The organism is Nocardia otitidiscaviarum, assembly GCF_007362295.1.
Taxonomy (GTDB): Bacteria; Actinomycetota; Actinomycetes; order Mycobacteriales; family Mycobacteriaceae; genus Nocardia; species Nocardia otitidiscaviarum.
The window spans coordinates 7,192,164-7,207,432 of the sequence record NZ_CP041695.1; the positions used below are offsets into that span (position 1 = coordinate 7,192,164).

Below are 15,269 nucleotides of genomic sequence, written 5' to 3' on the forward strand. Positions count from 1 at the left end.
TTGCGTCGTGGGCTGTCCACGGCACCGTCGGACCGCGCGGCCGCCGAAGGCGCGATCACTGAGTTGTATCGTTTACTGGGCGAGCCACCACCGGAATTCGTCTGGGTGCCATCGCCTTCCGTCGCGGCGGAGGTGGTGCGCGACGACCCGGACGGGCCGGGGGACTGGCGGCGTCCACCGTCGCTCGATCAGCCATTTCGGTCCTGGCCGTTTCTGCAACGATTTCTCGGCGTGAAACACGAGTTGCGGCGGCGATTGTCGGATGTGACCGAGGCCGACCGCCGCTACTGGCGGCTCGAATTCGGAAATCTGCCGGATTCGTGGATGGACACGCCGCACGGTACGGCGCTGTCGCAAGGAGCCTCGATCGGCCGGTTGCTTGCGGAGTCCGTACACAATCCTTTGCGGGAATCGCTGCGCGACAATATGTATCGGCCTTTGCGCACCGCCCTGCTCGACCACGGCCGCGGCACCGCCGGACCGGCCGGGTACGAGCAATACGACATCTGGACCGTGCCGTTCCTCGATGTGTATCGGGCGGCGGGGCTGGTGCGGTACGCGGACGAACTGGACCACCAGTTGGACCAGTGGGCGACCGTGGCCCGGTCCGCCGGGTGGTGGTGGCCGGGACAGCGGCGCTGCGTCATCGCCGAGCGGCCGGTGGCGGTGCATGCCGAAGCGCAGCCCGGGTCCGTTCACGGTGCGGTGCGGCTGCATCACGACGAGCGGCGGGCCGTCGAATTCGCCGACGGTTCCGGCGTATTCGCCCTGCACGGCACCTTCGTGCCGGACTGGGTGCTGACCGCGCCCACGGTGGACCGCATTCTGGCCGAACGCAATATCGAGGTCCGCCGGGCGGCCATCGAGCGGATCGGCTGGGATTCCTATATCGAGCAGGCCGGTCTGGCGCTGGTCTCCACCGCCCCCGACCCGGGCAATCCCGGCGCCGAACTGCGGCTCTACGACCTGCCGCGGCGGCACCGGCGGGAGCGATCGCGGGTGCTGCTGGTGGTGAACGGCTCGCGCGAGCGCGACGGCACCCGCCGCCGCTACGGACTGAATGTGCCCGAGCAGATCGCCGATCCGCTCGCCGCCGCCGGATGGTCGTACGGGCTCACCGGCACCCAGTACGCGTCGCTGCGGCGACGCACCTGATCACTTCTCTCCGAGATCCCCTACTTCCCAAGGTGATTCCATGTCTTTGACTGTCTCCGAACTGACCGTCCGAACCGGCGTCGCGGTGCTCGACCACCTCGAACGCGAAGCCGCCGTACCCGTCGTCGCGGGCCTGCAAGCCCAAGGCGACCTCATCGTGATCCCTTTCCACCTGCTCACCGGTGTGCGCGTGGTCGACGCGCACCTGCGCGAGGTGCCACCCGGCGGCATCGAGGTGATCCGCGGCGCGGCCGGGGCCAATCCTCATGTGCTGGTGGCTGATCCGGGTGTCTGCCGCTGGACCTCCCGCGTCGCCGATCCGGAGGGCCTGGCCCTGGGATGCCTCGATACCCGTGCCCCGGCCTATCTGCTCCACCCCGAACACGGCGGCAGCGGAATCGCCCCCGGCCGGTATGTCGTTCGCCGCCAACGGGAGCGCCATGCCGCCGGCTCCGGGCGACATCGCACCGTCCTGGTCGCGGACTGACCGGTGGTGCTTGACCTTAACCAAGGTTGAGCTCCTAGCGTCGGAACCGGCGAAAGGAGACACGATGACGACCTTGGTGACGGGTGCTACCGGAAATACCGGACGCCACGTGGTGGCGGAACTGGTGCGCCGGGGTGAGCAGGTGCGGGCGCTCACCCGCGATCCGCGGGCGGCGGTCGAAAAGCTGCCGCCCACGGTGGAATTGGTGCAAGGCACACACACCGACCCCGACACGGTGCGGGCGGCTCTCGGCGGGGTGAGCCGCCTGCACCTCACGGTGACCGACGGTCTCGCGGCGGTCGGCCCCGAACTGGTCGAGCGGGCGGTGGCGACGGGCGTACGCCGGATCACCGTCGTGTGGGGCGGCATGGTCGGCCCCGTGGAGCAGGCCGTCGCGGAATCCGGTGTGGAGTGGACCCGACTGGAGCCGCAGGAATTCATGTCCAACACGCTGACCTGGGTCGATTCGATCCGTGCGGAAGGCGTGGTGCGGGAACCCTACGACCATCCGAGCGCCCTGGTGCACGAGGCCGATATCGGGGCGGTCGCGGCGCTCGCCCTGCTCGCGGACGGTCACTCCGGACGTGCCTACAACCTCACCGGCCCCCGGGCGCTGACCATCGCCGAGCGGCTGCGCATCCTCTCCGACGTGGTGGGCGGCGAACTCACCCTCGCCCGCATCACCCACGAGCAGGCCGTCGAGCGGCTGATGGACACCGGGGTGTCGCGTGCGGACGCGGAGTACGTGATCGGTTGGTACGCATCGCCTCCCAGTGAGGGCGCCACCGTGGACGACACGGTCGAGCGCCTGCTCGGGCGCCCGGCTCGTTCGTTCGAGCAGTGGGTCACCGAACACGTCGACCGCTTCCGCCTCGAAGCGGTCGGAAGACGCTGATCGACGCGTCGCGTGGGATCGGCGGCCGACCGCTCTCGGTGGAGTCGCGCATGAGGTCGAGGCCGCGCCGGGCGTAAGGCCCCAGTCCGGTCTCGACCTCCCCGGGGCGGTGCCGAAGTTCCGCGTGACGCGCTCAGTCCAGCAGTCGGCGCACCCGGTCCAAGCGGGCGTGCCACCAGGCCGTGCGGTCGGGGTCCGGGTGGCGGTAGCGCTCCAGTAGTCGGGGGTCCGGGGTCGGTGGGGTGCGGGGGACCGGGAGGTAGCCGTCGTGCGGGCGCACCGGGTCGGTCACCAGATCGCCGGTCAGCAGGGCGAGGGTGCCCAGGCCGCAGGCGAATTCGAGGTTCGGGAGGGCTCCCGCCAGGGCGAGCTGGGCGGCGAGCCCGACACTGGTCTCCAGGGCGGAGGAGACCACCGTCGGCAGTCCGGCTGCCTCGGCCACGTTCAGCGCGCGACGCACACCGCCGAGTGGCGTGCACTTGAGCACGGCCACGTCGGCGGCCCCGGCCACCGCCACCTTCAGCGGATCCTCGGCGCGCCGGATGGATTCGTCGGCGGCAATGCGCACATCGACGCGGCGGCGCACCGCGGCCAACTCCTCGATAGTGCGGCAGGGCTGCTCCACATACTCCAATCCGCCTGCCGCACGGTCGATCTGCTTGATCCGCGCCACGGCGGTGTCCACATCCCACACCGCATTGGCGTCGACCCGGATCGCGCCGCCCGTGCCGAGCGCATCGCGCACCGCCGCCACCCGGTCCAGATCCTCGGCGAGGGAATCGGGGTGGTCGGCCACCTTCACCTTGGCGGTGCGGCAGCCCGACGCGGCCACGATCTCCCGTGCCCGCTCGGCATCCACCGCGGGCACCGTGCAGTTGATCGGCACCCGCTCCCGCACCGGCTCCGGCCAGCCCACCGTCATCTGCTCCACGGCCGTGGCCAGCCACCCCGCCGCCTCCCGATCGTCGTACTCGGGAAACGCACAGAACTCACCCCACCCGCGTGGCCCCGGAATCACCATCCCCTCGCGAACCGTGATCCCGCGGAACCGAGTTAGCAGGGGAATGGCGTACACGACCGCGGCGTCGAAGTCCGGTGCACTGAGGTGCTCGCTCACCACCGGCAGCCTACTCACCTCATATCCCTGTCACCGCCGACCTGCGGCCTCGCCTCGTGTTCCGGTCACCGCCGACCTGCGGCCTCGCCTGGGTTCTGCTCGCCACCGGGTCCGGGTCGCTCGCGTTCGTTCGTCGCCGACCTGCGCAACTCCTTCATGTCAACTCGCCGCCTGGCCGTGGAATCCGTCGGTGTCCGGGAATCGGAGTGGCGGTGCGGGCGCGCCCCGACGACAATGCGGAAGGTATTCATTCCACAACCGGGGGGAGCCCGCCATGCCCGCGCCAGACGACTCGCGCCACCCCCGTCCGGATACGCCGCGACCACACCCGGCCTCCGATGCGCCCCGACATCCCGGGCGGCCGCCACAGGGCCCGCGCTATCCGGGCGAGCCGGTGGGCCCGGAACCGTGGGAGCCAGGTGTCGGCGGGGCGAATTCCGGTCCGACGCCGCCGACCCAGCAGCCGGACGGCCGCCCGCTGCCGCCCCGTGGATCCACCCGTCCCCCGTATCCCGCAGGCGGTCCTGGCGGAACGTTCGGAACCCCGGGCGGGCCACCGCAACCACCGGGTGGGCCCGCTGGTGGCCCGGCTCGCCCGATTGGCGCTCCGATCGGACCTAGATCCATTCCGAACGGGCCTCCCAGTGCTCCGATCGGTCCTGTTCCGGGTGGTGGTCCCGGTCGTCAAGTTCATCCCGGGGAATCGCGACCGCAGGGTCCATCCGGCGTATTCCGCGATGCCGCACCGCATCCGGATGCGCCCGGCGTGCAGCGGGGATATCCCCGGAGCGGTGCGCAGCCGGCGGTGGAGTCACCCGCGCAGCCCTCGGGTGACGGGATGTCAGCGACCCGAAGCGACAGTGACGCAACGGAGTCCGCGGCGCGCCAACCGTTGCGGAGGAAGGATCTGCTGCTCGCGACCGCCGTCTACGCGGTCGGGGTGGTGGTCGCCCTCTTCTGGGCCTATGACCTCTTCGGCAAGGCATTCGACCTGATCCGCAACCGCTGCACCGCGCAACGCGATTTCTCGGTGCAGTGCACCGTGATTCGTCCGCCCGCGCAGGCGCTGGTGGGTTTCGTGATCGCCGGTGGCGGCATCACCCTCGCCCTCGGTTGCGCCCTGGTGCTCGCCGCCGTATCGGCCGTGACCCGCCGCAGCGCCTGGCTCTGGCCCGCCATCGCGCTGCCGGTGATCGTGATATCCGGTGCGGTGGGGCATTTCCTGGTCGGCGGCGCTGTCGGCTGACGCACTCAGACCAGCAGTTCTCCGGGGCGTTCCTGTGGCGCCGCGGTGGTGGGCGGCTGCTTCACGATGCCGACGATCTGGCCGGAGCTGATCGTGCGTTGCTTCTCGTAGACACCGTCGACCCCGTCCGGTCCGGTGGTATTGCCCTCGATGGTGTAGATGGTGTCACCCACCCGGGCGACGACGATTCCGACATGGTCGGGTTCTCCACCGTCCCAGTTGAAGATGACCATATCGCCGGGCTCGGCGTCGTAGGGGGATGCCGCCAGCCCCATACTCTGCGCGTCGTTCCAGATAGCGGGTACGTAGTTCTTGTTGGTCCAGTCGACCTGATGGCCCGCTTGATCCCAGACCCAGTCGGCGTACGACGCGCACCACGCGTCGTTGATGTTGTACGGGGCGTTCACGGAGTTGTTGCCGAATTCGCGGACGCCGAGTTGGCTCCGGGCGGCCGCGAGGGCACGGGCCGCGGGATCGGTGACGTCGGACGCCACATAGCTCGCATTGGTGGGCGTCCAGGGAGTGGTCCCGTTGTAGCGCGCCACGGGTGCCACCGGCGCTACGGGAGCCGAGTAGCTCATCGGCGCGGGATGGGAGCGGTCGATATCGCCGGCATGATTCCGGCTCGTCGCCGACGCGTTCTCCACCGCACCATGGACATCCGACACCGCGTTGAGCACCAGGCGGAGCGCCTGCATGTTCTGCGCGGCGGTCAGCGGCAGATACTCCCCGGTATTCCCGTCGGAGTCCAGATCCCGTACATCGGTGCGTTCGGTGATGCCGCGGAGTTCGGTGTCGAGACGTTCGATGCGCTCCTTGATCGACACATATGTCGAATTCGACAGGTCGAAGGTCGCGAACGCGGAATCGCGGACCGCGTCGCCCTGCTCGTCGATCTGCCGCTTCTCTTCGTCCACCTCGCTTTGCCGCGAGGTGTAGTCCTCGGCCATCACCGCCTCACCCGGCGGCGCGGACAACCCCTTGTCGCTGAACAGCCGCCGCTCGTCCATCCAGCTCACCAGGTCGGGTTGCCGCTTACCCTCTCCGGAGGCGAAGAGCAGGATCGCGGTCTCGAAGTACTCCTCCGCGGCCTCGATGGTCGATTTCACGAAGCCACCGGCGATCTTGGGAACGTACAGATCGATGAACCCGACCAGGTCCGCGCGACTGGTCATGGCAGCACCGGGCCCGCACTCGATCCGGCACGACTCGGTATCGGCTGGTTTGCGCACACCATCGTTAACCTCGTTCACCCATGGGCATCGGACGGTCTATCGCCGAGTATCGGGCATTCCCGTCCTTGGGAATTCCGCGATCGGTCATGCTGGGGTCATGGCGCAGTGGTGGCAGCCGCCGGTGCGCTGGACGGATCGCCTTGCCACCGTGGTGATCTACGCTCTCGCGTGCGCCACGGCGGCCTTCGCGGCGAAAACCGTGCCGGTGTACGAGATAGCGACACGTGAATCGGGCGACACCCGATACCTCCCCCTGGCCTACGCCGTCGCCTGGTTCGGCATCGCCACCTCCCTCATGCTGGTGGCCCTGTGGATAGCCCGCGCCATCCGCTGGAAGCTGCGCGCCTGGACCCTGGCCTTGGTCGCCTTCCCCCTCATCGCCGGTTCCTGGATACTCGGCTTCCTCATCGCCGTCATCTCGGCCTGACCACACTGACCCGCACGTTTCGGTCATTCCAGGCTCTTCCTGCTAAGGTTCCTGCCGCACCACTCACGAGTGCACGCGCCATTAGCTCAATTGGCAGAGCAGCTGACTCTTAATCAGCGGGTTCGGGGTTCGAGTCCCTGATGGCGCACAGCAAACAGCCCCTGATTTGGCAGTGCCGGTCAGGGGCTGTGGTCTTTCATCGGGCGAAACGGACTGTTCCCAAAACTATCCAAAAAATTCGCGCGCTACCGCGTACGTCAGCTGGTCCCGCCGAAATCCCGCTCCAGCACCGCCGAGGAGTCCGGCGCTTGCTGGGTGAGGCGATGTGAGGGTGTCGGCGGTGCGGTCGTCGAGGACGTCGACCGGTCGCCGGGATTCAATGTCGATCAGGATCGTGCCGTAGTGATGGCCTCGGCGGAGGGCGAAATCGTCGACGCTGAGCACCCTCGGTGTCGGCCGGTCCGGATCGGGCAGGGCCCGGATCTGGCGCAGCAAAGTCATCCGACTCACCGTCGCCGCCAGATTCTCGGTCATTCGGGCACCGGCGCGCCCGCCCAGCGCGAGCGCCACCGCACACAGCACGCGTTCCAGGACCGTCGTTCGACGTCCATAGCGTTGCGCGAGACCTGGGATCGACTCGGCGAAAGTCCTTCTGCTGCACTCGGAGTTGTCACAGAACAGTCGCCGTACTCGTAGCAGGATCAGCACCTCGCGACCGGCAACAGCCGCGTCCGACAGCTGCCGCTCGTAGCGGCTGTGCACCCGATTCGACACTCGTGCACACGCTGGACACGGCGCTGCGACGTCGGCGGTGTCGGCGCCGATCCGTACCACGGCCCCGGCCGCGCGCACGCTCTGGATCCGCAACCCATCCAAGTGAGGGAACAAAACCGCCAGCAGCCCGAGTTCAGGACACCCGCGACATGATGAATTATCCAGTGCCGGAGCGCATCCCGACTGGGTCAATCACGCAATCTGTGCCGGATTCACCATTCAACCGGAGTTGACAGTAACGGGACCTATACCGAATACGCGGGCGCATGACGCGGATTCGCCTCCACCCAAGACATCAAGTACCGACCGGTTGCCAATAGAATTCTTACGATAACTAAGAGGGTGCAATCCAAGTAATAACTCGAAGTAGTAGTACAGTGCCATGCGTTCCGCGCTATGATATTCAATGCTGCGGCAGCATAGCCGCACACCCACAGATATAGTGCTACTGCTATTGGTGCGAGAATGGGAATATTCGAAAGATCACCAAGGCCTCTCTTGGAGTTATCTCCCGATCTGGAGGCGCGGGTTACAAACCCACATGTTACCGCGCAGATAATCCTTCGGTCTGTTGGTGCGAGCGATGACGAAATCGCGGATATGTACCAATGTTTTATTAATCAACAAGTCGCGACACCTGTCGTCCGCATAGGTGAGGGAATCGAGACGCAGCTCTTGGTAAACACGATCAAGGCATTGCGCTACAAGGGGTCATCCAAGTATGCCGACGCGATCGAGCAATCAATTAACCTCGGTAAGCCAGTATCATGGCAGAACTGCGCGGCGGCAATGGCTGCAGAAGTCGGCCCAAAGCTCATGCTCGAAGCAGTGAACGGCTTCAGTCAGAAGATGCAATCTGGCCAGCTTGTCAATATTGCAAGAGAGCAGCTTTCTGAGTGGAGGGCGACGAGGCAGCCGCGCCCCTCACCGCCGGTCCAGCCCAGTGTCCCGAGCTCGGCGCTACCCCCACCAGGATGGTATCCAGATCCGTCAGGCATCGCAAGGCTTCGATGGTGGGATGGCGTCAGATGGACGGAACATAACTCGCAATAGCCGAAAACATATTAGGAATTCATCGATGCAGACAAACGCAGCGGAGTGTGAGCGTGTCGTGAGCAGTACACGGAATCAACGATTGTACGTCGAATGCGATCCACACCAAGAAGCTAGATGGCCGCAATGTCAGTAGCTGAACTTTCACGAGGATGTGTCCGACAACAAATAGCTCCTGAGGTGAGCGATACTCTGCGGAATCTCCTGGGCAGAGATGGCAATTACCGGATCCGCGCGAGTTCGGTTACCTACCGATGATGGCACGGACGTCGTCGATGACTTGACGTTGCATCTCCGGCTCGACATAGTAATGTAAATTGCGTGCCTGCAATACCGTTTCCGGATCACCGCCGAGAGCCCTGATCTTTGTCGCTTGCTCCAGGAGCTTATTATCGTATGTAGCCCGGAGCGCGGGTATGCTGCACATTTTTCCGTCGCTTATCGCCTGGGCAACTGCTCCGATGATTACCAGGAGCCTGTGCTCCGCAGATTCCAACTGCTTCCTTTTCTTAGCGCGACCAAACATGACTGATTCTCATTCCGCTCTTGACTACTATCTCGATACTATCGATTTAACGATAGGGCTTCTACCGAGCTAATCTTTCCATACACGGCACCGGAGACAGGCTCCAGTCAAGTCCCGATTACAGGATGGTGGCCTCACAGATACGCGGGCCGCCTATGCCACCCCTACTTACGCCGTGCCACCGCCGCCCGCATCCTCACCCCTCGCCGCAACAGAGCCAACAGCACCATTCCCGCATCCACACCCAGCTTCAGGCCAACCTGCTTGAGCATCAGCCCCTCGCCTGTACAGCTCTGCGGCCTGGTCGATCTGCTCGTCGTTCAGTCTCTGCTGTCGCATCGGCACGCCCATCCGGTGCAGGTGCTTGCTCACGGTTTGTCGCTGAATCGAGAACTTGACCGCAAGCTCATACACCGTCATCCCGCGCAGGTATTCCCTCGCCAGCTCAGCCTTCTTCAGATCCGACAGCTTCCGGTTCTGGGCGGGTAGAGGCACCACCAGGTGATCAACGCCATGCTCAGCCTCTGCCCGCGCCTCCGCCAGCAGAGCCGAAGACGCCTGGCTACCCCCGTTGAGATTGGAATGGTGCCTCAGGAAGCGCACTTCGACTATCGGTTCGGCTCAGCGGATGATCTCGGCGCGGGCGCGTTCGTTCGGGGTGCCGATGTCCCAGAAGCGCACCGTGCCGCGCGCCTCGCGGTAGGTGCCCGTGCCGCCGGTGATGGCCATGTCGAGCGGGCTCGCGCCGCGGACCCAGAGGGATTGCATGGTTACCGAACCGTCGGCGATTTCCATGGTGATCGTGCACTGCATGGTGACGTTCTCGCCGTCGACGTGAATGACCTGGCAGGAGCCGCCGCCGCGGCCGACGCGGCGGCCGTCCTGGATCGCGTTGCCGAAGTAGACATCCATGTCGCCCACGCTCACGCCCGGTTGGCCGAGGTCGAGACTCGCGTACTGATCGTTCTCGACGCCGAGTTCGAGGACCTCGACCTGTGCGTCCGCGGGCGGGTCGGCCTCGCCGGTGGCCGTGTCGCAACCGCTGACCGCGATGGCGACGAGTGGGACGGCGGCGAAAGCCGTGAGCGCGCCCTTGGTGCGAAGGATGTTGTGCAGCATGTGAATTCCTCGTGTCCGAGCGACTGGGTCATCGACCGGGTGCCCGGGTCCGGGCGATCGTCGACGCCTTCAGACTCACCGACGGCGACCTATGCTGTCCAAGACCAGAATTCGCATCTACTCATTACGTCCGGGTTATGAATATGGACTTGCTGCAGCTTGGCTACTTTCAGGCGGTGGCGCGTCGGGAACACCTGAGCCAGGCCGCCGCCGAGCTGCGCGTCGCACAGCCCTCGCTCAGCCGCGCCATCGCCCGGCTGGAGGAGGATCTCGGTGTGCCGCTGTTCGATCGGGTGGGACGTGGACTGCGGCTCAATCGATTCGGCGCGGCGTTTCTGCTGCGCGTCGATCGGGCGCTGCGCGAACTCGACGACGCGCGGCGGGAACTCGTCGACGCCGCCGGCCTCGAGCACGGCAGCATCGCCCTCGCCGCGGAAACCCTGCTCACCGTGACCGGGATGGTCACCGAGTTCCGCGCCGCGCACCCGGGCGTCGATATCCGGCTGCACCAGTCCGATGCGGAGACCATGGCGAAACAGTTGCGCGCCGGTGAGATCGATCTCTGCATCGCCTCCCAGCCGCTGCCGGGACCGCACCTGCGCACCCGGGTGCTACTGCGCGAGGAAGCGCTGCTCGGAGTGCCGCTCGGTCATCGGCTCGCCGGACGGGAACGCGTGCGCTGGGAGGAACTCGCGGGCGAACCGTTCGTCACCACCCGTCCCGGCTACTGGCCCCGGGACCTGACCGACCGGATGTTCGCGGCGGCCGGAACGCGGCCCGTGTACGTCTGCGAGAGCGACGAACCCGGTGCCACCGGCTACCTGATCAGCGCGGGTCTCGGTGTGGGCCTGGTGCCCGCGTACTCGCTCGTTGTCAGCGACTATCTGCCGGGTGCCTGGATACGCCTGGACAGCCCCGACTGCTACCGCGAGCTGACCCTCGTCTGGCGCGCGGACGCCTACTTCTCCGTGGCGGCGCAGCGGTTCGCGGACTTCGCGGGCGAGTACTTCCGACGGCACGGGGTGCCCGTGGCAGCGCGGGATGGCAGCTCGTGATCTGAGTCACATCCTGTCAGGAATCGACGGCTCGCGGCGTCATGTGGGCAGCGGTTGTCGACGGGCAGGAGGTCGTGAACTCATGAGTGCCGTGGTGCGGGGGGTGGACGGGGCGGATGAGCGTTACCAGGCGGCGGCGTTCGTCAAACGCTCGATCAACAAGGTGTTTCCGACGCACTGGTCGTTCCTGCTCGGGGAGATCGCGCTCTACACCTTCATCATTCTGTTGCTCTCCGGGGTGTATCTGACGTTGTTCTTCGACCCGTCGATGAGCGAGGTCGTGTACGACGGTGTGTATCAACCGTTGCGCGGGGTGACCATGTCGCGGGCGTACGAGTCGACGCTGCACATCAGTTTCGAGGTGCGGGGCGGACTGTTCGTGCGGCAGCTGCACCATTGGTCCGCACTGCTTTTCGTGGCCTCGATGATCGTGCACATGTGCCGGATCTTCTTCACCGGTGCGTTCCGCCGCCCGCGTGAGATCACCTGGGTGATCGGCTGCCTGCTCCTGATCATCGCCATGTTCGAGGGGTTCTTCGGGTACTCGCTGCCCGACGATCTGCTGTCGGGTACCGGTCTGCGCGCGGCCTTCTCGGGTATCACGATGTCGGTGCCGATCGTGGGCACCTGGCTGCACTGGATGCTCTTCGACGGCGATTTCCCCGGCACCATCACCATTCCGCGGTTGTACATCACCCACGTGCTGCTGTTTCCCGCGATCATGGTGGCGCTGGTCATCGCCCATATCGGAATCGTGTGGTACCAGAAACACACTCAGTTCCCCGGTCCGGCGCGCACCGAGAACAATGTGGTGGGCACTCGGATCGTGCCGGTGTTCTCCCTCGACCAGAGTGCGTTCTTCATGTTCACCCTGGCGACGGTGTCGTTGCTGGGCGGGCTGCTCCAGATCAATCCGGTCTGGAATCTGGGGCCCTACAATCCGGCGCAGGTAGCGGCGGGCTCCCAACCCGACTTCTACATGATGTGGGCCGACGGCATGCTGCGCCTGATGCCGCCGTGGGAAATCTATCTGGGCCGCTACACGATTCCCGGCGCTTTCTGGGTCGCCGCGGCGATGGGCATCGTATTCGCGCTCCTGGTCGCCTACCCGTGGATCGAGAAGCGCCTGTCGAACGACACCGCGCACCACAATCTGCTCCAGCGGCCACGCGACGTGCCGGTGCGCACCGCGATCGGCGCCATGGCCCTGACCTTCTATCTGGTGGTGACGCTGGCGTGCGCGAACGATGTCATCGCCTTGACATTCGACATCTCGTTGAACGCCACCACCTGGTTCTTCCGGTTCGCCGCACTGCTGGCACCGCCGCTCGCCTACTACGCGAGCTATCGACTGTGCCTGGGATTGCAGCGCAGTGATAGGGCCGTACTCGCGCACGGCATCGAGACGGGCATGATCACACGCCTGCCGCACGGTGAATATCTCGAGCTGCACCAACCGCTGGGACCGAGCGACGACCACGGCCGACCGGTTCCGCTCGCATACGAGGGCGCACCGGTGCCGAAGAAGATGAACCGGCTCGGCGCGGCCGGTCGACCGGGATCGGGCTCGTTCCTCCGCCCGGACCCCGCATCCGAGGCGGAGTTGCTCGTGGCCATCGACCACGAGGAGGAGCGTCGGCAACTGACCGTGCTTCGCGACAACCAGCGGCGTCGAGTCGGCGAAGCGGGCGACCGGTGATCGGCCGCCGCGCCCGGCGCACCGAGCCAGCCGCGGAGGATTTCGGCCTGCTGTTCGCGATAGCCACCGCCGCCACCGAAGACGCGGCGGGTTCCGTTCGGGCTCTTCTCCGAGCCAACGATATCCGCGCCACCACCGCGACCGCGAGACGGTCGGACCGCCCGTGCTGGCGGGTGCTCGTCTTCCCTGAGGACGCCGTCCGCGCGTACCACGTGCTCTGCGCGCAGACAGGGTAGTGACCGGTCGGCGTCTCGTACGGTTAACTTCAGGCCATGGTGGTCGGTGTGCACGAGGTCGAAGTGTTCGAGAGGTCCAGGGCTCGCCTGGAGGCGATCGCGTATCGGCTGTTGGGGTCGGCGAGTGATGCCGAGGACGCGGTGCAGGACACGTTCGTGCGCTGGCACGCCGCCGACCACGAACTCGTCGAGACGCCCGAGGCGTGGCTGACGAAGGTGCTCACCAATATCTGCCTGAATCAGCTCACCTCGGCGCGGGCGCGGCGCGAATCCTATGTGGGGCAGTGGCTGCCCGAGCCGGTCTTCGCCGGGGACCGGATGTTCGGCCCGGCCGACACCGTCGAACAACGCGAGTCGGTGTCTATCGCCATGCTCACGCTGATGGAACGGCTGACGGCCAGGGAGCGCGTCGTCTACGTGCTCCGGGAGGCGTTCGGCTACTCGCACGGTGAGATCGCCGACATCCTCGAGCTCACCGAGTCGAACTGCTATCAGATCTATCGGCGCGCCAAACAGCATCTGGCCAGCGACCGGACCCGCCGGGAGGTCGACGACGCCGCCGCGCGCAAGGTGGTCGAAGAGTTCCTGGCGGCCGCGCTCAGCGGTGACACCGACGCACTGGTGCGCATGCTGGCCGACGACGCGATCAGCGCGGGCGACGGCGGCGGTGTGGTGTTCTCGCTGCCGGAGCCGGTCACCGGGGCACTGCGGGTGGCGCGGTTCCTGCGCCGCCTGTTCGAGGCCACCGAGGGCAAATGGGCGATGATCGGCGGTCGCGCCGACATGTTCGCCGCGGTGGCCAACGGTGTTCCGGCACTGGTGATCACGGTCGGCGAGCGGATCGTCGGCATCATCACCCTGGAGCTGACCAGCGAGGGAATCACGGCCGTGCACACCCAGGCCAACCCGGCCAAGCTCGAACGCGCCACCCGGCACTGGGCCGCGTCGGAGCACCCGGACCCCCTCACCACGGGGTGGTGACCTAGCTCACAGTCCGCGCCTGTCAGGTTCCGCGCCGCTGTCCGGTTCAGGTAGCGAACACCACCCAGACAGGAGTGAGACCATGAAGCACCGCATCGTCGTTCTCGGAGCCGGATACGCCGGAGCCAACGCCGCCGGTCGCCTGGCCAAGCGGCTGCACCCCGCCGATGTCGACATCACCCTCGTCAACGCCGATCCCGAATTCGTCGAGCGGGTGCGCATGCACCAGCTGGCGACGGGCCAGGAGCTGCGCCGCCGCGTGCTGACCGACGTTTTCGCCGGCACCGGCGTGCGGGTGGACGTGGCGCGGGTGACGGCGCTGGATGCCGATCGCAAGAAGGTCGCCGTCGTCGATGCCGAGGGCACCCGCGACATCGCCTACGACACCCTGGTGTACGCGCTCGGCAGCGCCGCCGCGGACGGCGGTGTGCCCGGTGCGGCCGAACACGCCTACGACATCGCGGGCAAGGGATCCGCGCTGCGGGTGCGGGAACGCCTGGCGGATCTGAGCGCGGGCGCGACCGTGCTGGTCGTGGGCGGCGGCCTCACCGGTATCGAGGCGGCCACCGAAATCGCCGAGGCGCGAACGGATCTCGATGTCGCGCTGGTCGCACGCGGCGGCCTCGGTGATTGGCTGGGTGCGAAGGCCAGGCGGCATCTGCGTGCGGCGTTCGACCGGCTCGGTATCACCGTGCACGAGAACACCGATATCGCCCGCGTCGAACCGGACGGCGTGGTCACCGCCGACGGTCGCGAGATCGGGTCCGCACTGACGGTGTGGACAGCCGGTTTCGCGGTCCATCCGATCGCCGCGGCCACCACCGTGCAGGTCTCGGAGACCGGGCAGATCGTGGTCGACGACACCATGCGGTCGCTCTCGCACCCGGATGTCTACGCCGTCGGCGACGCCGCCCGCGCCCCCGGCGGGAACGGCGATCCGTTGCGCATGTCCTGCGCCTCCGGAGTCCCCACGGCCCATCTGGCCGCCGACGCCATCGCGGCCCGCCTGACCGGCCGCACGATGCCTCGCAACGAGATCGGCTACACGGGTCAGTGCATCAGCCTCGGCCGCCGCGACGCCATCGTGCAGTGGGTGACCCCCGACGACCGCCCCAAGCCCTCCGCCCTCACCGGCCGGTCGGCCGCGCGGGTCAAGGAGTTCATCTGCAAATCCGCGGCCTGGAGCATCTCGCATCCGACCGTGCTGCTGCCCACCCGCCGTCGCCACATCGCGGCGGAGCCGACAGCCGTCGGTGTCGCGTAG

At 66.7% G+C, this 15,269-nt stretch carries 15 protein-coding genes and 1 tRNA gene; 11 read left to right on the forward strand and 5 right to left on the reverse strand.

Translation table 11 applies throughout. The features are described 5' to 3' along the window. The first annotated feature begins 105 nt into the window (after nt 1–105). The 3 genes from FOH10_RS32390 to FOH10_RS32400 all read left to right on the forward strand — a co-directional run bounded on the left by FOH10_RS32390 (nt 106) and on the right by FOH10_RS32400 (nt 2,537). Nucleotides 106–1,155, forward strand: coding sequence for a DUF6745 domain-containing protein (locus FOH10_RS32390; RefSeq protein WP_221937902.1), 1,050 nt, complete (start codon nt 106–108; stop codon nt 1,153–1,155). A 40-nt stretch (nt 1,156–1,195) separates the two neighbouring features. Beyond that, nucleotides 1,196–1,642, forward strand: coding sequence for a hypothetical protein (locus tag FOH10_RS32395; RefSeq protein ID WP_029930346.1), 447 nt, complete (start codon nt 1,196–1,198; stop codon nt 1,640–1,642). 64 nt (nt 1,643–1,706) lie between these two features. After that, nucleotides 1,707–2,537, forward strand: coding sequence for an NmrA family NAD(P)-binding protein (locus FOH10_RS32400; RefSeq protein ID WP_143983485.1), 831 nt, complete (start codon nt 1,707–1,709; stop codon nt 2,535–2,537). A 133-nt stretch (nt 2,538–2,670) separates the two neighbouring features. Here the strand turns inward: FOH10_RS32400 and FOH10_RS32405 are convergent, their stop codons facing one another. Further along, nucleotides 2,671–3,672 (reverse strand): o-succinylbenzoate synthase, encoded by a 1,002-nt coding sequence (locus FOH10_RS32405; protein WP_308212898.1) that lies wholly within the window; start codon nt 3,670–3,672, stop codon nt 2,671–2,673. Between the two features lie 820 nt (nt 3,673–4,492). Here FOH10_RS32405 and FOH10_RS32410 point away from each other — a divergent pair. Beyond that, nucleotides 4,493–4,900 carry a hypothetical protein gene (locus tag FOH10_RS32410; protein WP_143983486.1) on the forward strand — a complete coding sequence of 136 codons (408 nt, stop codon included), beginning with the start codon at nt 4,493–4,495 and terminating at the stop codon, nt 4,898–4,900. A 5-nt stretch (nt 4,901–4,905) separates the two neighbouring features. On the opposite strand, the gene FOH10_RS32415 is transcribed toward FOH10_RS32410, so the two are convergent. After that, complete coding sequence (locus FOH10_RS32415; protein WP_039818161.1) at nt 4,906–6,075, reverse strand: CHAP domain-containing protein; 1,170 nt, start codon at nt 6,073–6,075, stop codon at nt 4,906–4,908. A gap of 157 nt (nt 6,076–6,232) precedes the next feature. Here FOH10_RS32415 and FOH10_RS32420 point away from each other — a divergent pair, with 157 nt between their 5' ends. Further along, entirely contained in the window at nt 6,233–6,562 is a 330-nt protein-coding gene (locus FOH10_RS32420) for a hypothetical protein (RefSeq protein ID WP_143983487.1), read from the forward strand. Nucleotides 6,563–6,637: 75 nt separating this feature from the next. Further along, nucleotides 6,638–6,710: transfer RNA gene (locus FOH10_RS32425), tRNA-Lys, on the forward strand. A gap of 77 nt (nt 6,711–6,787) precedes the next feature. On the opposite strand, the gene FOH10_RS32430 is transcribed toward FOH10_RS32425, so the two are convergent. Beyond that, nucleotides 6,788–7,336 (reverse strand): transposase, encoded by a 549-nt coding sequence (locus tag FOH10_RS32430; RefSeq protein WP_186000647.1) that lies wholly within the window; start codon nt 7,334–7,336, stop codon nt 6,788–6,790. A gap of 849 nt (nt 7,337–8,185) precedes the next feature. On the opposite strand from FOH10_RS32430, the gene FOH10_RS32435 reads away from it, so the two are divergent. Next, complete coding sequence (locus FOH10_RS32435; protein ID WP_143984455.1) at nt 8,186–8,389, forward strand: DUF2510 domain-containing protein; 204 nt, start codon at nt 8,186–8,188, stop codon at nt 8,387–8,389. 694 nt (nt 8,390–9,083) lie between these two features. Here the strand turns inward: FOH10_RS32435 and FOH10_RS32440 are convergent. Then, a complete protein-coding gene (locus tag FOH10_RS32440; RefSeq protein WP_143983489.1) occupies nt 9,084–9,518 on the reverse strand; it encodes a helix-turn-helix domain-containing protein in 435 nt (144 codons plus the stop codon). Nucleotides 9,519–9,536: 18 nt separating this feature from the next. Next, nucleotides 9,537–10,034, reverse strand: coding sequence for an allene oxide cyclase barrel-like domain-containing protein (locus FOH10_RS32445; protein WP_143983490.1), 498 nt, complete (start codon nt 10,032–10,034; stop codon nt 9,537–9,539). A 143-nt stretch (nt 10,035–10,177) separates the two neighbouring features. Between FOH10_RS32445 and FOH10_RS32450 the strand changes: the two genes are divergently transcribed. The 4 genes from FOH10_RS32450 to FOH10_RS32465 all read left to right on the forward strand — a co-directional run bounded on the left by FOH10_RS32450 (nt 10,178) and on the right by FOH10_RS32465 (nt 15,269). Further along, nucleotides 10,178–11,089, forward strand: a complete 912-nt coding sequence (locus FOH10_RS32450) for a LysR family transcriptional regulator (RefSeq protein ID WP_143983491.1) — start codon at nt 10,178–10,180, stop codon at nt 11,087–11,089. A gap of 82 nt (nt 11,090–11,171) precedes the next feature. Then, nucleotides 11,172–12,788: a cytochrome bc1 complex cytochrome b subunit gene (gene qcrB / locus FOH10_RS32455; RefSeq protein WP_143983492.1), complete on the forward strand. Its 1,617-nt coding sequence runs from the start codon at nt 11,172–11,174 to the stop codon at nt 12,786–12,788. A 272-nt stretch (nt 12,789–13,060) separates the two neighbouring features. Then, nucleotides 13,061–14,005, forward strand: coding sequence for an RNA polymerase sigma factor SigJ (sigJ, locus tag FOH10_RS32460; RefSeq protein ID WP_143983493.1), 945 nt, complete (start codon nt 13,061–13,063; stop codon nt 14,003–14,005). Between the two features lie 82 nt (nt 14,006–14,087). Next, nucleotides 14,088–15,269: an NAD(P)/FAD-dependent oxidoreductase gene (locus FOH10_RS32465; RefSeq protein ID WP_143983494.1), complete on the forward strand. Its 1,182-nt coding sequence runs from the start codon at nt 14,088–14,090 to the stop codon at nt 15,267–15,269.